The following is a 19,005-nucleotide window of genomic DNA, read 5'->3' as shown; positions in this document are numbered from 1 at the left end:
TTATTGATCAGGCTCGCAAGCCATCCAGGGTGAACCACGACCAATTCTCAACTCTGGAATAAGAATCATCATTCCAGTTTTCTTTCTCTTTTTCTGGCGCCCCTATCCTCGACTTCCCAGCATTTTTATTGAGGGAAATATTACTGCAACGTCACTGCTTGGTGCTGGCATTAGAAAGGCCGGTGAACCCGGCAAGCCGTGACCGGTTAAGGTCTCCTGAGAGAAGGTTCAGCACAGATTTAAGCAAATTTATTCAGTCAAGGAAGTCTCTAGAAGCGGCTTTGCCGCTGAAATTGTGACCTGCCCCCCACAAGGGGAAAGGTCGATAATAATTATGGAGAACCGAGAAACAATGAAGCATCCGATAAAAAAACTGATCGGGACTGTGGCAGCCAGCAGTGTTATTGCGCTGGGTGCCTCCTTCTCCCTGCAGGCACTCGCGGTGGAAACGAACCAGCCCTCCGCCGCCCTGGCCAGTACCCCCATGGTCAGCGACCGCATCATCATCAAGTACAAGGACAATGCGCAGATAGGGGCCGCCAATGTCATGTCACAAACCGCCATTGAGCGTGCGTCCCAGGTGGCCGGTGCAAAAATGTCGCATATGCGGCGTCTTGCTACCGGCGCCCAGCTGATGCGACTGGAGAACCGCCGTGGCGGTGCTGACATGGCGGCCATCATCAGCCGCCTGCAGCAGGACCCGACCGTGGAATACGCCGAACCGGACCTGCTGTTGCAACCCATGGCCACCCCCAATGATCCCAGCTACAACCAGCAGTGGCACTATTTCGAAGCCACCGGCGGCCTGAACCTGCCCACTGCCTGGGACACCACCCAGGGTGAGGGCGTCAATGTCGCGGTACTGGATACCGGCTACCGTCCCCACGCCGACCTGGTGGATAACCTGCTGCCGGGTTACGACATGATTTCCGACGCTACCGTAGGGCAGGACGGAAATGGCCGGGACAGCGATGCCAGCGACCCGGGCGACTGGGCCCCGGCAGGTGCCTGCTACTCCGGTTCTCCGGCCAGCAACAGTAGCTGGCATGGCACCCATGTGGCCGGCACCATTGCCGCAGCCACCAACAATGGCACCGGTGTTGCCGGTGTTGCCTACAAAGCTAAAGTGGTACCGGTCCGGGTTCTGGGTCGCTGCGGTGGCTACACCTCGGATATTGCCGACGGCATGATCTGGGCCGCCGGCGGCAATGTCAGTGGCGTCCCCGCCAATGCCAACCCGGCCCAGGTACTGAACCTGTCCCTGGGTGGCAGCGGCTCCTGTGGCAGCACCACCCAGAATGCCATCAACACTGCCCGCAGCCTGGGTGCAACAGTGGTGGTTGCTGCCGGTAACTCCAATACCAATGCCAGCAATGCCACGCCGGCTAACTGCTCGGGCGTGGTGACGGTAGCCTCCGTCGACCGCTCAGGTGGCCGCGCCTGGTATTCCAACTACGGCAGCGTCGTGGACGTGGCCGCACCTGGTGGTGATACCTCGGTGTCCAGCAACGGCGTCCTGTCCACACTGAACAGTGGCAGCCAGGGCCCGGGCAGTGACAACTATGCCTTTTACCAGGGCACCAGCATGGCCACCCCGCACGTGGCGGGTGCCGCGGCACTGCTGTACGCGCTCGACGGTTCACTGACACCCACCGAGGTGGAATCCATCCTCAGCGATACCGCCCGCAGCTTCCCCTCCTCCTGTAGCCAGTGCGGTTCCGGGATTGTAGATGCGGCCGCTGCGGTGGCGGCAGTTTCCGGTGGTGGCGGTCCCGATCCTGATCCCGGTACCGGCGTGCTGGAAAATGGCGTGGCAGAGACCGGTTTGTCCGGCAACAGCGGCGACGAGCTCTTCTTCACCCTGGAAGTGCCGGCGGGAGCCTCGAACCTGCAGTTCGAGATTTCCGGTGGCAGCGGCGATGCTGACCTTTACGTCCGCTTTGGCTCGGCACCAACCACCTCGACCTATGATTGCCGTCCCTACCTGAACGGCAATAACGAGACCTGCTCCATCTCCAATGCCCAGGCCGGTACCTATCACGTGATGCTACGGGGCTATACCAGCTTCTCCGGTGTGGACCTGGTGGGTAGTTTTGACGAGAGCGGCGGCGGCAGTGGTGGACCGACCGGGTGGACCGAGAGCAATCTCTCCGGCGCCAGTGGTTCGTGGCAGCACTTCACCCTGCAGGTGAATGCCGGCATGACCTCACTGGATGTGAATATGTCTGGTGGCAGCGGTGACGCCGACCTGTATGTTCGGTTTGGTTCGCAGCCCACCACGAGCAGCTACGACTGCCGGCCCTATCGCTGGGGCAACAGTGAGACCTGCTCCATCAGCAACCCACAGGCCGGTACCTGGTATATCAGCCTGCGGGCCTATGACGCCTACTCTGGCGTCACTGTAGAGGCCCAGGCGAGCGAGTAATCCACACAGGTCATACTGACTGTAAAAGCCGGCATCCCTGATGCCGGCTTTTTTTCAGGTGGCGAGCACGAGTCCGAAGCCTGTCCGGGTGAAAACCTGAAGGGCTTTTCCAGTTGCCCATTCATTACCGGTAGACGTTACCTGTCAGTGGTATTTCCGGCCTCTTTTGCCTCAACGCAGCACATTACCAGCCAATGAAAAGTGAGCACCAATATTAAAAATACCTTTTCTATTATCTAGTAAATAGAAGAAAACGTTTTAATTCTCGCTGCTCGAATAGCTCTTATATCTGGCAAAACCCATCTGTGAGGAAAGTTTTCATATGTTAATTTTTACCACTAAAAATCGAGCAATTTGAATTAGAAAGATTCTGGCGCGCAAAGCAACGTCAGCCTTCCAAACATGATGAGGAAGTAACGGCCTTTTCCGTTTACAGCCTTTATCTTCACCATTATCAGGACACACAGAGATCCCCGGCCGCTGATTGCGGCTTTTTTATTGCGTGGGCCGCAGTATCGGATAGCAAATTTAAAAAATTTCACTACTCAATTCAGCAACAGAGGAGGGCCTGCAAGAAAAGATTCAATCGTCGCGATTTGCCAAAAGCAATTTGCAATGGAACGTATCATTCTGGAGAACCTGGAAGTAATGAGAACCAAAACAAAACAACGAAAACAGATAACAACCCTATCGAGAAATACCCGTGGTAATTTACCCGGCACCCTGTCGCGGGCCCTGGCCGGCTTGCTGACCATGGTGGCCGCCGGTAACAGCCTCGCTGTAGAAACCCGCTCACCGTCAGAGGTGCCGGCAACCAGTATGGCAACTGCGACAGCGGACACAGCCGCTGTTACCGACCGGCTGATTGTGAAATACAAGAATGTCCCCGGGGCTTCCGCATCGGCGATGGCTGCACAGCGCATGTCGGATACCGCAGTCAGCCGCCTGTCCCGCAACGCCGGGGCAAAACTCAAGCACATGCGTCGCCTGGCCACTGGTGCGCAGCTGCTTCGTCTGGAGAAGGGCGCAAACGCCCGTGACCTCGGCGCTATCATGCAGCGCCTGCGCCAGGACCCGGAGATCGAGTATGTGGAGCCGGACCTGCTGCTCAAGCCACAGGCCGTGCCAACCGATCCCCGCTACAACGAGCAGTGGCACTATTTTGAGCCCACCGCAGGCCTCAACCTGCCAGATGCCTGGGACACCACCCAGGGCGAGGGCGTCGTGGTTGCGGTTATCGATACCGGCTATCGCCCGCACCCGGACCTGCTGGATAACCTGCTGCCGGGCTATGACATGATTTCCGACAGCACCATTGCCCAGGATGGCGACGGGCGCGACGGCGACGCACTGGATCCCGGCGACTGGGCTCCTGCCGGGGCCTGTGGTGAAGGCGAGCCCGAGAGCGGCAGCAGCTGGCACGGCACCCACGTCGCCGGCACCGTGGCGGCGGCGACCAACAATGGCGCCGGTATTGCCGGTGTAGCCTACAAGGCGAAAGTGGTGCCGATCCGCGTGCTGGGTCGCTGTGGCGGTTACACATCTGACATTGCCGACGCAATGATCTGGGGCGCCGGCGGTGCAGTGGCAGGCGTACCGGCCAATGCCAACCCGGCCCAGGTACTCAACCTCAGCCTTGGCGGTGGCGGCAGTTGCGGCAACACCACCCAGAACGCCATTAATACGGCGCGCAGCCTGGGGGCAACCGTGGTAGTGGCCGCAGGCAACTCCAACACCAATGCCAGTAATGCCAACCCGGCCAACTGTGACGGTGTGGTAACGGTTGCATCGGTAGACCGCTCCGGCGGACGCGCCTGGTACTCCAACTATGGCGATGTTGTCGACGTCGCGGCGCCGGGTGGTGATACCTCGGTTTCCTCGAACGGCGTGCTGTCGACCCTGAACAGCGGCAGCCAGGGACCGGAAAGCGACAACTACGCGTTTTACCAGGGGACCAGCATGGCAACCCCACATGTAGCCGGTGCCGCGGCTCTGCTTTACTCGCTGGACCCGGCGATTACGCCAGACGAGGTGGAATCGGTACTGGCCAGCACCGCGCGCAGCTTCCCGGCCACCTGTAACCAGTGTGGAACCGGCATTGTCGACGCCTCTGCGGCAGTGGCCGCCGTAAACGGGGGGGGAACTGACCCATTACCCGGCGATGACGCGCTCTATAACGGGGTAGCGGTGGACAATCTGCAGGCAGTCCAGGGCACCGAATTGCAGTTCACCATGGAAGTGCCCGCCGGCGCCTCCGACCTGCAGTTTGAAACCTATGGCGGCAGCGGCGATGCGGACCTGTATGTAAGATTTGGTTCGGCGCCCACCACCCAAGCTTACGACTGTCGTCCCTACCGCACCGGCAACAGTGAAACCTGTACTTTTGCCACGCCCCAGGCAGGCACCTACCACGTCATGCTGCGGGCCTATAACAGCTTTTCCGGTGTAAGCCTGGTGGGCAGCTTCCAGGAGAACAGCGGCAGCGGTGCCAGCAGCGTTGTGGAAAGCGACCTTTCCGGCGCGGCCGGTTCCTGGCAGCACTTTCCGCTGGAAGTAGCGGCTGGCAGCAGCACCCTGGACGTGCAGATGTCCGGTGGCAGCGGCGATGCGGACCTGTACGTCAATTTCGGCTCCCAGCCCACGACCCAGGACTACGTCTGCCGTCCATACCGCAACGGTAACAGCGAGACTTGCAGCATCGACAACCCGCAGGCGGGCACCTGGTATATCAGCGTGCAGGGATACTCGGATTATTCCGGTGTCTCACTTGACGCCCAGGCGACTCCCTGAGTAAAACCCGGGCACAAAAAAAGGCCGGCACCATGCCGGCCTTTCCCGTTTCAGGGACAGCTCCCGGCGATCCTATTTCCCCGCCTCGAGCACGATACGATAGCGGGCATCACCACTCTTGAGCCGCTCCAGCGCCTCGTTCACCTTGCTCATCGGAAACATTTCCACTTTGGGTTCGATCTTGTGGCGTGCGGCAAATTCCAGCATCTGCGCGATGGTTTCGGGACTACCCACCGGTGAACCGGATACCTGCCGCTGGCTGAGGATCAGCTGGAATACGTTGAGGTCCAGCGGGTCGGTGGTTGCGCCGACAAAGTGCAGGCGACCGCGGGCTTTCAGCGTGGACAGGTAGAGGTTCCAGTCGAGCTTGGCGTTGACCGTCGACAGGACGGCATCAAAGCGACCGGCAGCGCCCTCAACCGCACCCTCATCGCGCGAATCCAGCGTATGGTGCGCACCCAGCTCCAGGGCTTCGTCGCGCTTGGATGCGCTGGAAGTAAATGCCGTCACCTCACAGCCCCAGGCATTGAGGAACTGCAGGGCCAGGTGACCGAGGCCGCCAATGCCGATCACCCCGACGCGACTGTTGGGCTTGATATCGAACTGCACCAGCGGGTTGAAGACAGTAATGCCCGCACAGAAGAGGGGACCCGCCTTGGCCGGGTCGATATTGTCCGGGATGGGGACCACGCTGTTGGCATCGGCCCGCACCCTGTCGGCAAAGCCACCGTGGTGGCCGATGATGGTGTGCTGGGCCTCGGCACACAGGTTCTGGTCGCCAGAGTTGCAGGAGTGGCAGTGATTGCAATATCCGGAATGCCAGCCGAGCCCCACAAGCTGGCCCTGCTGCAGGTGTGTAACCTGTCCTCCCAGCTGGCCAACGCGGCCAACCACTTCATGGCCCGGCACCACCGGGTACTGGGACATTCCCCACTCGTCGTCGATGATGCTCAGGTCGCTGTGGCACAGGCCACAGTACATCACTTCGATCTCCACCTGCCCGGGCTGCAACTCACCCGGATCGTACTGGAACGGGGACAGCTCGCCACCGGCTTCGCGCGCCGCATAAGCGTTGATCATACGTTACTCCATTGTGTTATCTGGCAGGGTAGGGTTTGTGCGCAATCAAAACCCTGAAGCGTAGAACATGGCAAGGACCGCCCGCGCCGGGATCACCGGCACGGGCAGGTGTGCGCCTGTTCAGCGCACAAATGCCTGGAACTGCTTGTCTACGGGCGTATCGGCAAAGTGGTTGATGTAGTTGCTCATCACTTTCTGCGCCACGCCCACGATGATTTCCAGCAGATTCTGCTGAGTGTAGCCGGCGTCGTAGAAACGCTGCAGCACCTCGTCGGCGACTACGCCACGATCGCGCACCACCGCCAGGGTGGTATCCCGCAGGACTTCCAGTTTCTCGTCGGGCAACGGAGTCCTGTTGCGCAGGGCCTCGTTGATTTCATCGTCCACTTTCATGGATTTGGCAATGGCGCTGTGGGCCGGTACGCAGTAATGGCAGCCGTGCTCCACATTGATGGTCTGCCAGACTACCGTCTTTTCCTCGGCGGAAAACGAGGTGTTGAGGAACTGCTCGTGCAGCACCTGGTAAGACTCAAGCGCCGTGGGCGCGGCGGCCATCACACCATGCAGGTTGGGGATCGAGCCGAAGGCCTGGATGGATTTATCCAGCAGGGGCTTGCTGGCTTGCGGGGCGGTGTCCTTGTCATGGATCTGGAATGCTGTCATCGCTGTACCTCCAGCTTGCAACGGATTTCTACTTGAGCGATCGCTCAAGATGGAAGAAGCGTAACCCATATTTGAGCGACCGCTCAACCCCTTTGGATGTTTGCCGACCCACGCAGCCCCCGGTAGACTTTGAGCAGGTGTTCAAGCGGAGGGGTTATGGCCAATACCGCAAAATTCAACCGTCGTCAGGTGCTGGAGAAGGCCACCCGGCTGTTCTGGCAGAAGGGCTTCCATGCCACTTCGACACGGGATATCCAGCAGGCGATCGACATGCGTCCGGGCAGCATTTATGCAGCTTTTGGCAGCAAGTCGGGACTTTTCCGCGAAGTTTTACAGTTTTACGCCGCCAATATGACGGAGCAACTGGCCCGGAGCCTGGCGGCGGCGGACACCGTCGTAGGCGGCCTGCAGGTGTTTTTCCGGCGGGTCCTGCTGGAAGGGGGTGACGATGCCCCCAGCGAGCTCTGCCTGCTGGCAAAGTCCCTGTCGGAACTGGATGAAGAGGAAGGCGAACTGCTGCGGGAAACCCGCCAGCTACTGGCGGCGACGGAAGCGGAATTCCGCTCCCAGGTGGAACGCGCCGTGTCCCGTGGCGAACTGCCCACCCACACAGATGCCGCACTCCTGGCGCGCCAACTACAGGTCCAGCTGATCGGCCTGCGCAGCTACCTGCGCGCCACCGGCAACCGGGCAGCTGTCAATGAAATCGTCGGGCACCTGTTCGACACTCCGGAGATCAGTCAATAAGCCAGCGCGAGCTAACGGATTCCGAAATCCGCCTCCCGTAGCCGTTTGCGGCCCCCGGCGACTGTGGCAAAGTCGTGGGTCCGATACGGGATAAGAACTACAAGAGGTCGCCGTGAGTCTCGTCACCCTAGCCATTCCCTTTTTCCTGCTCGCCGTGCTGGTGGAGCTGGCCTTCGACCGCTGGAAAGGCTGGGGCCTGTACCGGCTCAATGACGCCATTGGCAGCCTGGGCGCGGGGGTGCTGAGCCGCCTCTCGGGCCTGGTGCGGGCTGGCCTGTTGCTGGTCATCTATATCCCCCTGCACGAGATGCTGCAGCCCTGGTACCAGCTGGCGGGGTTCAACTGGTCGATGGACAATCCCTGGCACCTGTTCCTGGCGGTAGTGGCATACGATTTCTGTTACTACTGGAAGCACCGGTTCGGCCACGAGATCAATATTTTCTGGGCGGATCACCTGGTGCACCACCAGAGCGAGGACTACAACCTCACCACCGCCCTGCGCCAGCCCTGCGGTGGCCTGCCCATCGGCTGGATCTTCTACATGCCGCTGCTACTGATCGGGTTGCCAGCGGAGATGCTGGTGACTGCCGGTGCCATCGACCTGATCTACCAGTTCTGGGTCCACACGCAGAAATTCCCCAAGGTACGCTGGATGGAGTGGATCCTGGTTACGCCGTCCAACCACCGGGTGCACCATGCGCAGAACCGGGTCTACGTCGACCGGAATTACGGCGGTGTGTTTATCTTCTGGGACCGCCTCTTCGGCACCTACCAGGAGGAGCTGGAAGACGAGCCGTGCATTTACGGCGTGCGCAAGCCGCTGAACAGTTTTGACCCGCTGGCGGCCAACCTGCAGCACTACAAGCGCATGGCCCTGGACGCCTGGCATACCCGCAGTTGGTGGGACAAGCTGACACTCTGGTTCCGTCGCACCGGCTACCGCCCGGCGGATGCCGAAGCGGCGATGCCCGTGCCCTCGTCTGACCTGGAGCAGTTCCAGCGCTTTGACCCCCGTATCGACCCCGGGCGGCGTATCTATGCCCTGGTCCAGCACCTGGCCTACTCGGCTGCCACCCTGCTGCTACTCTGGCAGGCTGCCGACATGAGCTACGCCGAGCTGTTGACCGCCGTACTGCTGGTGGCTGCCGGCCTGGTAGTCAATGGACGGATCCTCGATGGCCACCCCCGGAGCCACTACTGGGAGATCTCGCGACTGGCGTTACTGTTACTGGCGGCCCCCCTTGCGGGGCCGGCCGCCGGCCCCTGGGTGTTCGGCTATGCGCTGGCGAGCCTGGTGGCCTGGTGGTGGTTGGCTTTTGCCGGCAAAGAGGATACAGTCGCCCACGTTAGCGATTAGCAACAGGAAGCTGACGCCTACCACAGGGGGTTTGAGGTGGTTGGCAGGTTTCCGCTGGGCGATCCCGGCCGGGCTCAGCGACGCAGGTACCACGAAGTTTGTCAGTATGGTTTTCCGGCGCCGCTGAAAAATCCCAACACTTCCCCCCCCAACCCGGCCGGGGTGCAGCCTGGTTCACGTGCTCCTTCGAGTACCGTTCCGGCACCTATCCCGTCTCTCCCCAGGCCGGCCACAGTAAGGCCCTGCTGCCCGGGTCATTCGGTTATAATCTCCGCGCATTTGCCCCGAGACAGGAACAGTTGTGCAAGCAGGAACCCTATTTACCGTATCCGCACCTTCCGGCGCCGGTAAGACCAGCCTGGTGAAGGCCCTGGTCGACGGCGACCCCCAGGTGACCGTGTCCGTATCCCATACCACACGCCCCATGCGACCGGGCGAGCAGAATGGGGTCAACTACCACTTCGTCGGGCGCGAGACGTTCCTGGAAATGCTGGATCGCGATGCCTTCCTGGAGCACGCGCAGGTGTTCGATAACTTTTACGGCACGTCGCAGGAATGGGTACAGGAGACCCTCGACAGCGGCCGCGACGTCATCCTGGAAATCGACTGGCAGGGGGCCGCCCAGGTCCGCCGGCTGCTGCCGGAAACAGTCGGCATCTTTATCCTGCCGCCTTCCCAGCAAGCACTGCGCGAGCGCCTGACCGGGCGCGGCCAGGATGACGAAAGCGTGATCGAGCGGCGAATGTCGCAGGCCATCGATGAGATGTCCCACTACGTCGAGGCCGATTACCTGGTGATCAATGATGACTTCCAGCAAGCACTGGAAGAGCTGCGGGCGGTGGTGACTTCCCAGCGCCAGCGCCTCGGCCGCCAGCAGGAGCGCCATGGCGACCTGCTGCAGGCGCTGCTCAATCGCAACTGACGCCACCGACAACACGTCACTGCTCGATTTACGTACACTGTACAGTACGGTAAACTCCCCGGTCCCGCGGATACCGGCGCCCGGCAAGGCAGCAGGAAACCGCGAGCCCTGTACCGAATTCGCTCCCGGCCGCTGGGCCGGCAGCACTGCAATGGAATACTAGATCTATGGCACGTATTACCGTTGAAGACTGCCTCGAGCACGTCGACAACCGCTTCGAACTCGTCATCGTGGGCAGCAAGCGCGCCCGCCAGATTGCCACCGGTGGCCGCGATCCGCTGGTGGAGGAAGAGAACGACAAGCCCACCGTGATCGCCCTGCGTGAAATCGAGGAAGGGCTGGTGGACGCCAGCATCCTTGACGAGCCGGAAGAGGAAGAGGCCCCGGTGGCACGGGCGCCGGCGCCCGCGTACCTGCCGGAACAGGACCTGTAAGCGATCCTCAGATCTGTAGCAACGGGAGGCGAGCGCGGCTTTGCATACCATCGATAGTCTGGCCCATCGCCTCTCTTCTTACCTGCCCCCCGACCAGATCCAGATTGTCCGCCGCGCCTACTTTTACGCGGAGCAGGCCCACGAGGGCCAGCAGCGCCGTTCCGGCGAGCCCTATGTCACCCATCCGCTGGCGGTAGCGACCATCCTGGCCGGCATGCACATGGATCACGAGAGCCTGGCCGCGGCCATGCTGCACGACGTGATCGAGGATACCGGCATTCCCAAGGCGGCACTGCAGGAGCAGTTCGGTGACGAGGTGGCCGACCTGGTGGACGGGGTCTCCAAGCTGACCCAGTTCGAGACCGACAGCCCGGCGGAAAAACAGGCGGAGAACTTCCAGAAAATGGCCCTGGCCATGGCACGGGATATCCGCGTGATCCTGGTAAAGCTGGCTGACCGGCTGCACAACATGCGCACCCTTGGCGCGCTCAAGCCGCAGAAGCGGGTACGAATCGCCCGCGAGACCCTCGAGATCTATGCCCCCATCGCCCACCGCCTGGGCATGAACGATGTGCGTATCGAGTTTGAGGACCGCGCCTTCTTTGCCATCTACCCGCTGCGGGCCAGCCGGCTGCGCGCGGCACTGGTGGCGGCACGCGGCAACCGCAAGGAACTGCTGGAGAAGATCCAGAATGCCATCGAGGTGCGCCTGCAGCGGGAGAATATCGACGCGCTGGTAATCGGACGCGAGAAGCACCTGTTCAGCATCTACCAGAAGATGCGCGCGAAGAAGAAGTCGTTCAAGGAAATCATGGATGTCTACGCCTTCCGTATCATTGTCGACAGCGTGGACACCAGCTACCGGGTGCTCGGGGTTATCCACAACCTCTACAAGCCGGTGATCAGCGAATTCAAGGACTATATCGCCATCCCCAAATCGAATGGCTACCAGTCCCTGCACACGGTTCTGCTGGGCATGCACGGCGTGCCGATCGAAGTACAGATCCGCACCAAGGAAATGGACGAGATGGCCAACAGCGGTATCGCCGCGCACTGGCTGTACAAGGCCTCCGGCGACGAGGTGATCAATACCGGCGGCACCAGCCAGGTGCGCGCGCGGCGCTGGGTACAGGGACTGCTGGAAATGCAGCAGCGTGCCGGTGACTCGCTGGAATTTATCGAGAACGTGAAGATCGACCTGTTCCCGGACGAGGTCTACGTGTTCACCCCCAAGGGCGAGATCATCGACCTGCCAGCGGGCGCCACCGCAGTGGATTTTGCCTACTCGGTGCATACCGATGTCGGCAATTCCTGTGTGGCAGTACGCATCAACCAGCGGCTGGCACCGCTGTCGCAACCGCTGGAAAGCGGGCAGAAGGTGGAAATCCTCACCCGCAAGAATGCCCAGCCGAACCCCAACTGGCTCAACTTCGTGGTTACCGCCAAGGCGCGCAGTGCCATCCGCCACTATCTCAAGCACCAGCGCCACCACGACTCCATCGCCCTGGGCCGGCGACTGCTGGAAAAGGCCCTGCTCAAGTTCAACACCAGCCTCGACCAGCTGGGCGAAGAACAGCTCCAGCGCGGCCTGAAGGAAGCCAAGTGCGCGACCCTCGACAAGCTGCTGGAGGAAATCGGGCTGGGCAACAAGGTCGCCTTTTCGGCGGCCAAGCTACTGGTACCGGCCGGCAGCGCCGAGACCGAGGCCAGCAATATCTCCTCGCCGCTGAACATCGACGCCCAGGAGGGCATGCTGATCAGCTTTGCGCGCTGTTGCCGACCGATCCCGGGCGACACCATCATCGGCCATATCAGTTCCGGCAAGGGCGTGGTGGTGCACCGCGATACCTGCCGCAACACCAATGACTTCCGCGATCACCCGGAAAACATCATGCTGGTGAACTGGTCACCGGATGTGAAGGGTGAGTTCCTGGCCGACGTGCGGGTGGAAGTGGAATCGGAGCGGGGCATCATCGCGCGCCTGGCCACGCGTATCACGGAAGAGGGCGCCAGTATCGAGCAGATCCATGTGGACGAGAAAGACGCCCATAACAGTGTCATCGCGATGACCCTGGAGGTCGGCAACCGGGTCCACCTGGCGCGCGTCATGCGGCGCCTGCGCAACCTGCCCTCGGTGATCCGCATCGCGCGCCCGGGATGATTTTGGGATAAGTGGCGGATTTTTCACCGTCCGACGCAAAACTTCTGCTTTATCCGGGGGCCAATGGCCGACGCCCTCCCCAAAACCCACCAGTCGCGCTATATTGCCCCGCTTCGTTTTTCAGCAAACACTGGAGTTACCCATGCCTAATCGCGCGGTAATAAAAACCGATAAGGCACCGGCCGCTATTGGCAGTTATTCCCAGGCCGTCAAGGTGGACAACACGGTCTACATCTCGGGCCAGATCCCGCTGGACCCGGAAACCATGGAAATCGTACCGGGCGGCTTTGAGGCCCAGGCACGGCAGGTGTTCGCCAACCTGAGCGCGGTCTGCGAGGCAGCCAATGGTTCGCTGGGACATATCGTCAAGCTGAATCTCTACCTGACCGACCTGAGTGACTTTGCCACCGTAAACGCCGTCATGGCCGACTGCTTTGACGAGCCCTTCCCGGCGCGGGCGGCCGTTGGGGTTAAGGAATTGCCCAAAGGCGCGCTGTTTGAGGCGGAAGCGGTAATGGTGATCTGAGCCGATCGCCAGGGGATCCGGCGCGGCGGCATCACCGCCCGCGCGCGCCGGGCTTCAGTCTATGTCCAGCAGGGCGCTGTAGCCCTTCCGGTAATCCGGGTACTTCAGTTCATACCCGCTTTCCAGCATGCGCCGGTTACTGAGCTTCTTCGAGCGGCGCTGGCTGGTCTGCACTTCCTCGCGCAAATGCGCTCCCGTATAGCCCATCACCCTTGCCAGCCAGTGCTGCAGCTCATGCATCGGTACCGGATGCGAGTCCGCACCGATGTAGAGGCGCTCGGGAGTCCATCCCTGGCGCTGCTTCTCCATCAGGTGAATCAGGAAACCGATACAATCGTCCACGTGGATACGATTACTGAACTGCGGCGGGTGCGGCGGTGCACACCGGCCGGCGCGCACCTGGGAGAGCAGCCGATCGCGCCCGGGACCGTATATACCGGCGAAACGCACCACGCAGGTATCCGGGACCGCCTTGCGGATGATTTCCTCCGCTGCCAGCAGCATGTCGCCCTGGAACCCTGTGGGTATCGGGGGCGTACGCTCGTCGATCCACTCGTCACCGCCCTGGCCATAGACCCGGGTGGACGATACCCAGATCAGCAGGCGCGGCGGGTTTGGCAGATTGCCAAGGGCCTCGGCCATGGCGGTCGCGGTATCGACGTAAGCCCGCTGGTAGCCCCCGGTGGTGTATTCATCGGGTGTGAAAGTGGCCATTACCACATCGGCGCCACCGGCCAACAACCGTTCGATGTCTTCCGGCTTGGTGGCATCACCGCGCCGCCAGCGCACCGCGTCGGCCCGGCGCTTGCGCGCCAGGGCCACCAACGGATTGCGGCGGACGCCGTACACCTCGTAGGCATTGCGATCGAGCTGCAGCGCCAGGCGGGCACCCAGGTCACCGCAGCCAAAAATCCAGAGCTTTTGTTTGTTCATCAGCAACTCCGCAGGCAACCGGCCATCCTGCCGTCACCATGCGGTACCCCCCAAGAAATACAGTCCGAGCCATTGTTATGCAGCGGAACCCGCGGCCCGATAAGTGTGTCACTGTTTACACCGGGGTTCCTCGACCTCCAGCACAGTTCGGGCGCCGCGTACGACACAAGCCGGGGCACTACCGGGGGCAGGCCCGCCTGCGTTGCCCCCGGGGCGCCACGGCGGGTCAGCCGCCGCGGGTCTTCAGCTTGCGATAGATAAACAGGAAAATCAGTGCACCGATGGTGGCCGTCACAATATCGCCCAGGCCAAACCCGCTAACCGGACCGCCGATGCCCACCAGCGAACCAAGCCAGCCGCCGATAAACGCACCGATGATCCCGATGACCATAGTGACGATCCAGCCGCCCGGGTCGGGGCCGGGCATAATCCACTTGGCCAGCGCGCCGGCGATCAGGCCAAGAATAATCCACGAAAAAATACCCATGGTGGCTCTCCACTCAGTGTGTCCTTACACGTATAGCAAATTTGCGCGCCTTTTTCCTCTTAAAGGGGTTTTTTATAGCAATTTTTTCTAAGAGATCAAAAAAGTATCCTCGGTCACGCCAGGGGCTGGCAGAGGGCGGTTTTATATGAATAATCCCTATTAAAGCAGACCAACTGATTGCCTTAACCATGACACTGAATGAACTCCGCTATATCGTGACCCTGGCCCAGGAGCAGCATTTCGGCCGTGCCGCCGAGCGTTGCTTTGTCAGCCAGCCGACCCTGTCCATCGCGGTGAAAAAACTGGAGACCGAGCTGGGCGTCTCGCTGTTCGAGCGCTCCAAGACACGGGTGCAGGCCACGCCACTTGGAGAGCGTATCGTGGCACAGGCGCAGCTGGTACTCGAGCAGGCAGCGGCCATCCGCGATATCGCCAGCGCCGGTAAGGACCAGCTGTCGAGCCCACTCTCGGTGGGCGCCATTTTCACCATAGGGCCCTACCTGTTCCCGCATTTCATCCCACAGCTGCAGCAGCTGGCACCGGACATGCCCCTGATCGTGGAGGAGGGCTATACCGCCACCCTGCGCCAGCGCCTGCGCAAGGGCGAACTGGATGCCATCATCATCGCGTTGCCATTCAATGAACCGGATGTGGTGACCCAGCCCCTCTACGATGAGCCCTTCGTGGTGCTGATGCCGTCGGATCACCCGCTGGCAGAGCAGGAGCAGATCTCCGCCAACCAGCTGTCCCAGGACAACGTCCTGCTGCTGGGGGAAGGACACTGCTTCCGCGACCAGGTGCTGGAAGCCTGTCCGCAGCTGCAGCAGAGTATTGAGAAAGAGTCGGGCAACGGCCGTATCCGCACTGCGGCGGACGGCAGCTCCCTGGAAACCCTGCGCCACATGGTGGCGTCCGGCCTGGGTATCACGGTGCTGCCGATGTCGGCGGTGACCGCCTCGCAGTACGCCAGCGGCCTGCTCACCACACGCCCGTTCGAGGCCCCGGCACCGCAGCGCACCGTGGCCCTGGCCTGGCGCGCCAGCTTCCCGCGCCATCGCGCGATCGATATACTGCGCGACGCCATCAACCAGTGCCAGCTATCCACCAGTGACTAACCCAGCCGACCAGCCCGTCACGACTTTGCGGGGCGTGGGCGACAAGTTCGCCCAGGTGCTGGCCCGCCTGCATATCTCCTCGGTCCAGGACCTGCTGTTCCACCTGCCGCACCGCTACCAGGACCGCACCCGGGTAACGCCGATTGCGGCATTGATGCCCGGCGTGGATGCGGTGATCGAGGGCGAGGTGCGCGCCGCCGATATCGTCTTCGGCCGCCGGCGCAGCCTCGTGGTGCGACTGCAGGACGGCAGCGGCACCATGTCGCTGCGTTTTTTTCACTTCAGTGCAGCGCAGAAACAGCGCTTCAGCCCCGGCGTGCGCCTGCGTTGTTTCGGCGAGGCGCGCCGCGGCAGTGCCGGCATTGAGCTCTATCACCCTGAAACCGAAATCATTGGCGACTCCACCCCGGACCGGCCCGACACCCTCACCCCCGTATACCCGCTGACCGAGGGCGTCACCCAGGCGCGCCTGCGCGGCCTGGTGCAGCAGGCGCTCGAGCGCCTGGAGCAGTCCGGTGTTACCGAGCTGCTGCCACCGGCGATCCTGCCCCGGGAGATGCGCTACCCGCTCGCCGACGCGTTGCGCTTCCTGCACACCCCCCCGGCAGGCGCCGATCTGGAACAACTGTTGCAAGGGATGCACCCAGCGCAGCAACGCCTGGCCCTGGAGGAATTGCTGGCCCATCACCTGAGCCTGCTGGAACTGCGACGCAAGGGAAACATCGATGCGGCACAGCCGCTGCCGGCGGACAGTGCCCTGGAGCGGGACTTCCTCGCCCGCCTGCCGTTTCGCCTGACTGGCGCACAGGAGCGTGTCTGCGGGGAAATTGCCGCAGACCTGGCACGGCCCACGCCGATGATGCGGCTGCTGCAGGGGGATGTGGGTGCCGGCAAGACACTGGTGGCCGCCCTCGCAGCCCTGAAGGCGATCGGCAACGGGGCGCAGGTGGCGGTGATGGCACCCACCGAGATTCTCGCCGAGCAGCACCGGCGCAACTTCAGCGCCTGGCTGGAGCCGCTCGGCGTCGCGGTTGCCTGCCTGACCGGCAGCCTCAAGGCCGGCGAACGCCGGTTGCAGGCTGCGGCCATTGCGTCCGGTGAAGCGCGCGTGGTGGTGGGTACCCACGCGCTATTCCAGGCGGATGTGGAGTTCCACAACCTGGCGCTGGTGATTATTGATGAACAACACCGGTTCGGGGTGCGCCAGCGGCTGGAATTAAGGCAGAAGGGGAGTGTTGCCGGGGGCGGCAAGCCAGTGCACCCGCACCAGCTGATCATGACCGCCACACCGATTCCACGCACACTGGCGATGTCGGTGTTTGCCGACCTCGACTGCTCGGTAATCGACGAGCTGCCGCCGGGCCGGCAGCCCATCAATACCGTGGCGATCTCGGGCGAGCGGCGCGATGAAGTGATGGAGCGCGTACACAAGGCCGTCGCTGAGGGCCGCCAGGCCTACTGGGTCTGCACACTGATCGAGGAATCAGAGAGCCTGCAGGCCCAGGCTGCGGAGTCAACAGCATCGGAGCTGGCGGAAGCGCTCGACGGTGTCCGCATTGCGCTGGTGCACGGGCGCCTCAAGGCCGCACAGAAAGAGCACGTGATGAACGCGTTCAAGGCCGGGGAGGTGGACCTGCTGGTGGCCACGACGGTAATTGAGGTTGGTGTGGATGTGCCCAACGCCAGCCTGATGATTATCGAGAACCCGGAGCGGCTGGGCCTGGCGCAGTTACACCAGCTGCGCGGGCGCGTGGGCCGAGGCTCGGTGGCCAGCCACTGCGTACTGCTATACGGCAGCCCCCTGTCGAAAAATGGCCGGGCCCGCCTGCAGGCACTGCGCCAGCACAGTGATGGTTTTGCCATCGCCGAGGAGGACCTGCGGCTGCGCGGCCCAGGGGAAATCCTGGGCACGCGCCAGACTGGTGAAATCGGCCACCGTATCGCCGACTTGCAACGGGATGCCCCGCTGCTGCCACTGGTGCAGAAAATTGCCGCCTCTGCCGAGTTGCCCGAGGCGGCGCGCCGCATGCTGGTACAGCGCTGGCTGCAAACCAAGCCACGCTTTGCCGAGGCCTGAGCATCGGGCCCAAGGCGCGTTACAATGGCGCCACACAAATGAATTGCAGGGTTTTGCCCGCGTCGCCGCCCGGTTGTCCTTACCAGGGAAGTCCGGGCGGGGCGGGGCCGGTTATCAACCAACGCTCTATCCCGGGACCGCACACGAGCCCTCTGCCTCACCCGATCCGAGGATCGACAGAACGAAAACAGCATCAAGAGCACTCTGGGAGAGTCCCATGCAAATGAGTCGCATAAGTCGCATTCAAAGTCCCATCAACAGGAGCCCCGTAAAGGCCAGCCCAATCAGTACCTGCAAATCACTACTGCTGTCCGCACTGCTTGCCTGCCTCGCAGTACCGGCACAGGCCCAGTGGTTTGGCGGTGGCGAAGACACACCCAACCCGAGCCTGCTGCTCCGGCCCAGTGAAATCTCGCTGGATGGCCCAACCCCGATGGATGGCCAGAGCCTGCAACTATTGCTTTCACTGCCCAACGGCCTCGGCAAACTGAAACAGGACGCCGTGGAACGGTTCAGTGCCCACCTGCAAACTGAGCTCCAGGGCAGGATCTCCGAACTGCTCGCAGACGAAGACATTCCCGTGGTAGGGCAGAACGGTGACCTGGTCCTGGACAGCTCGGTAGATGTCGCCATCCGGCAGAAAATTCGCGACGTGATGAGGTCCAGCCGCCACGACACGGAGAAAGGCTCTCTCAGGGTCTATGGCAAATTCCGCTACACGCTGAAGAACCGGCAGGGACGCCTGTTGGACGAGCAGCTGATTGATCTTGGGCAACTGGAAGTGGAACGCCGCTACATCACGCGTACCCCCAAAGATGGCGGTGCCGTCGAGGACAGCACCGGTCCGGCAGTGGAGCGGGCCCTCACCGACCTGGCCGATGAAATCGTCGAACAACTGGAGGACCGATTCGAGTCCGACAGGCTGCAGCAGCTGGCTTTGAAGAGCCAGTCTCGCTGATACAGCACTACAATCTGACCCCTCCGGCGCGGCGCGCAACCCAGCGTGCCGCGCTTTATTTTTTCCCGGACCTACCTATCCGACTGGCGCGTAACATGCCAGGGAAATTCCCCGTCTCCCGAGATAACACACTCTCTTTCACTTAGTGACTAATTTTAGAAATTTAGTCCCACAAATCACTCCAGTTGCGGACTGGCGTACTATAAAAATTTCTGTTATCTATTCCCCACATAACAACGGCGAATACAGCAGTCTCTCCCGGTAATCGCCCCTGTGGTTGCACTGCGTTGCGACCCATAAGAACGACGGTACACCGTCGCACAAATAAAA

At 61.7% G+C, this 19,005-nt stretch carries 15 protein-coding genes; 11 read left to right on the top strand and 4 right to left on the bottom strand.

Annotation, left to right across the window (positions count from 1 at the left end; all coding sequences use genetic code 11):
* Positions 1-352 precede the first annotated feature (352 nt).
* A complete protein-coding gene (locus ACH6CX_RS07775) occupies positions 353-2,425 on the top strand; it encodes a S8 family peptidase (RefSeq protein ID WP_396675253.1) in 2,073 nt (690 codons plus the stop codon).
* 615 nt (positions 2,426-3,040) lie between these two features.
* The gene (locus ACH6CX_RS07770) at positions 3,041-5,215 is read left to right on the top strand and encodes a S8 family peptidase (RefSeq protein ID WP_305080573.1); all 2,175 of its coding nucleotides are present in this window, start codon (positions 3,041-3,043) and stop codon (positions 5,213-5,215) included.
* Between the two features lie 72 nt (positions 5,216-5,287).
* Here ACH6CX_RS07770 and ACH6CX_RS07765 read toward each other — a convergent pair whose 3' ends face one another.
* Together ACH6CX_RS07765 and ACH6CX_RS07760 are read right to left on the bottom strand one after the other, a co-directional pair.
* Positions 5,288-6,295, bottom strand: coding sequence for an NAD(P)-dependent alcohol dehydrogenase (locus ACH6CX_RS07765; protein ID WP_232940225.1), 1,008 nt, complete (start codon positions 6,293-6,295; stop codon positions 5,288-5,290).
* Between the two features lie 120 nt (positions 6,296-6,415).
* Positions 6,416-6,958, bottom strand: a complete 543-nt coding sequence (locus ACH6CX_RS07760; RefSeq protein ID WP_232940227.1) for a carboxymuconolactone decarboxylase family protein — start codon at positions 6,956-6,958, stop codon at positions 6,416-6,418.
* Positions 6,959-7,114: 156 nt separating this feature from the next.
* On the opposite strand from ACH6CX_RS07760, the gene ACH6CX_RS07755 reads away from it, so the two are divergent.
* From ACH6CX_RS07755 to ACH6CX_RS07730, 6 genes are all read left to right on the top strand, one after another.
* Positions 7,115-7,705, top strand: a complete 591-nt coding sequence (locus tag ACH6CX_RS07755) for a TetR/AcrR family transcriptional regulator (RefSeq protein ID WP_232940228.1) — start codon at positions 7,115-7,117, stop codon at positions 7,703-7,705.
* 112 nt (positions 7,706-7,817) lie between these two features.
* Positions 7,818-9,062, top strand: a complete 1,245-nt coding sequence (locus tag ACH6CX_RS07750) for a sterol desaturase family protein (protein WP_232940230.1) — start codon at positions 7,818-7,820, stop codon at positions 9,060-9,062.
* 301 nt (positions 9,063-9,363) lie between these two features.
* Positions 9,364-9,984 carry a guanylate kinase gene (gmk, locus tag ACH6CX_RS07745; RefSeq protein ID WP_237062157.1) on the top strand — a complete coding sequence of 207 codons (621 nt, stop codon included), beginning with the start codon at positions 9,364-9,366 and terminating at the stop codon, positions 9,982-9,984.
* Between the two features lie 167 nt (positions 9,985-10,151).
* Positions 10,152-10,418 carry a DNA-directed RNA polymerase subunit omega gene (rpoZ, locus tag ACH6CX_RS07740; RefSeq protein ID WP_232940233.1) on the top strand — a complete coding sequence of 89 codons (267 nt, stop codon included), beginning with the start codon at positions 10,152-10,154 and terminating at the stop codon, positions 10,416-10,418.
* Between the two features lie 40 nt (positions 10,419-10,458).
* Positions 10,459-12,579 (top strand): bifunctional GTP diphosphokinase/guanosine-3',5'-bis pyrophosphate 3'-pyrophosphohydrolase, encoded by a 2,121-nt coding sequence (gene spoT, locus ACH6CX_RS07735; RefSeq protein ID WP_232940234.1) that lies wholly within the window; start codon positions 10,459-10,461, stop codon positions 12,577-12,579.
* Positions 12,580-12,721: 142 nt separating this feature from the next.
* Complete coding sequence (locus ACH6CX_RS07730; protein ID WP_232940235.1) at positions 12,722-13,105, top strand: RidA family protein; 384 nt, start codon at positions 12,722-12,724, stop codon at positions 13,103-13,105.
* A 54-nt stretch (positions 13,106-13,159) separates the two neighbouring features.
* On the opposite strand, the gene ACH6CX_RS07725 is transcribed toward ACH6CX_RS07730, so the two are convergent.
* Positions 13,160-14,038: an NAD-dependent epimerase/dehydratase family protein gene (locus ACH6CX_RS07725; protein WP_237062172.1), complete on the bottom strand. Its 879-nt coding sequence runs from the start codon at positions 14,036-14,038 to the stop codon at positions 13,160-13,162.
* Positions 14,039-14,264: 226 nt separating this feature from the next.
* A complete protein-coding gene (locus ACH6CX_RS07720; protein ID WP_232940237.1) occupies positions 14,265-14,525 on the bottom strand; it encodes a GlsB/YeaQ/YmgE family stress response membrane protein in 261 nt (86 codons plus the stop codon).
* 188 nt (positions 14,526-14,713) lie between these two features.
* On the opposite strand from ACH6CX_RS07720, the gene ACH6CX_RS07715 reads away from it, so the two are divergent.
* The 3 genes from ACH6CX_RS07715 to ACH6CX_RS07705 all read left to right on the top strand — a co-directional run bounded on the left by ACH6CX_RS07715 (position 14,714) and on the right by ACH6CX_RS07705 (position 18,675).
* Entirely contained in the window at positions 14,714-15,640 is a 927-nt protein-coding gene (locus tag ACH6CX_RS07715) for a hydrogen peroxide-inducible genes activator (RefSeq protein WP_232940238.1), read from the top strand.
* Positions 15,633-17,717, top strand: a complete 2,085-nt coding sequence (gene recG / locus ACH6CX_RS07710) for an ATP-dependent DNA helicase RecG (protein WP_232940239.1) — start codon at positions 15,633-15,635, stop codon at positions 17,715-17,717. Before ACH6CX_RS07715 ends, recG begins: the two co-directional genes overlap by 8 nt.
* A gap of 223 nt (positions 17,718-17,940) precedes the next feature.
* A complete protein-coding gene (locus ACH6CX_RS07705) occupies positions 17,941-18,675 on the top strand; it encodes a hypothetical protein (RefSeq protein ID WP_232940240.1) in 735 nt (244 codons plus the stop codon).
* Positions 18,676-19,005 lie beyond the last annotated feature (330 nt).

The sequence above is a fragment of the Microbulbifer sp. JSM ZJ756 genome (assembly GCF_044383805.1).
Taxonomy (GTDB): domain Bacteria; phylum Pseudomonadota; class Gammaproteobacteria; order Pseudomonadales; family Cellvibrionaceae; genus Microbulbifer; species Microbulbifer zhoushanensis.
Note: the sequence above shows the minus strand (reverse complement) of the source record. Positions and strands in the feature narration are given on the sequence as shown.

Excerpts from the sequence above, each read along its gene's own strand:
- ACH6CX_RS07730 (WP_232940235.1), top strand. The coding sequence starts at position 12,722 with ATGCCTAATCGCGCGGTAATAAAAACCGATAAGGCACCGGCCGCTATT.
- ACH6CX_RS07755 (WP_232940228.1), top strand. The coding sequence starts at position 7,115 with ATGGCCAATACCGCAAAATTCAACCGTCGTCAGGTGCTGGAGAAGGCC.
- ACH6CX_RS07715 (WP_232940238.1), top strand. The coding sequence starts at position 14,714 with ATGACACTGAATGAACTCCGCTATATCGTGACCCTGGCCCAGGAGCAG.
- rpoZ (WP_232940233.1), top strand. The coding sequence starts at position 10,152 with ATGGCACGTATTACCGTTGAAGACTGCCTCGAGCACGTCGACAACCGC.
- ACH6CX_RS07720 (WP_232940237.1), bottom strand. The coding sequence starts at position 14,525 with ATGGGTATTTTTTCGTGGATTATTCTTGGCCTGATCGCCGGCGCGCTG.
- ACH6CX_RS07705 (WP_232940240.1), top strand. The coding sequence starts at position 17,941 with ATGAGTCGCATAAGTCGCATTCAAAGTCCCATCAACAGGAGCCCCGTA.
- ACH6CX_RS07775 (WP_396675253.1), top strand. The coding sequence starts at position 353 with ATGAAGCATCCGATAAAAAAACTGATCGGGACTGTGGCAGCCAGCAGT.
- ACH6CX_RS07725 (WP_237062172.1), bottom strand. The coding sequence starts at position 14,038 with ATGAACAAACAAAAGCTCTGGATTTTTGGCTGCGGTGACCTGGGTGCC.
- ACH6CX_RS07770 (WP_305080573.1), top strand. The coding sequence starts at position 3,041 with ATGGAACGTATCATTCTGGAGAACCTGGAAGTAATGAGAACCAAAACA.
- ACH6CX_RS07760 (WP_232940227.1), bottom strand. The coding sequence starts at position 6,958 with ATGACAGCATTCCAGATCCATGACAAGGACACCGCCCCGCAAGCCAGC.
- ACH6CX_RS07765 (WP_232940225.1), bottom strand. The coding sequence starts at position 6,295 with ATGATCAACGCTTATGCGGCGCGCGAAGCCGGTGGCGAGCTGTCCCCG.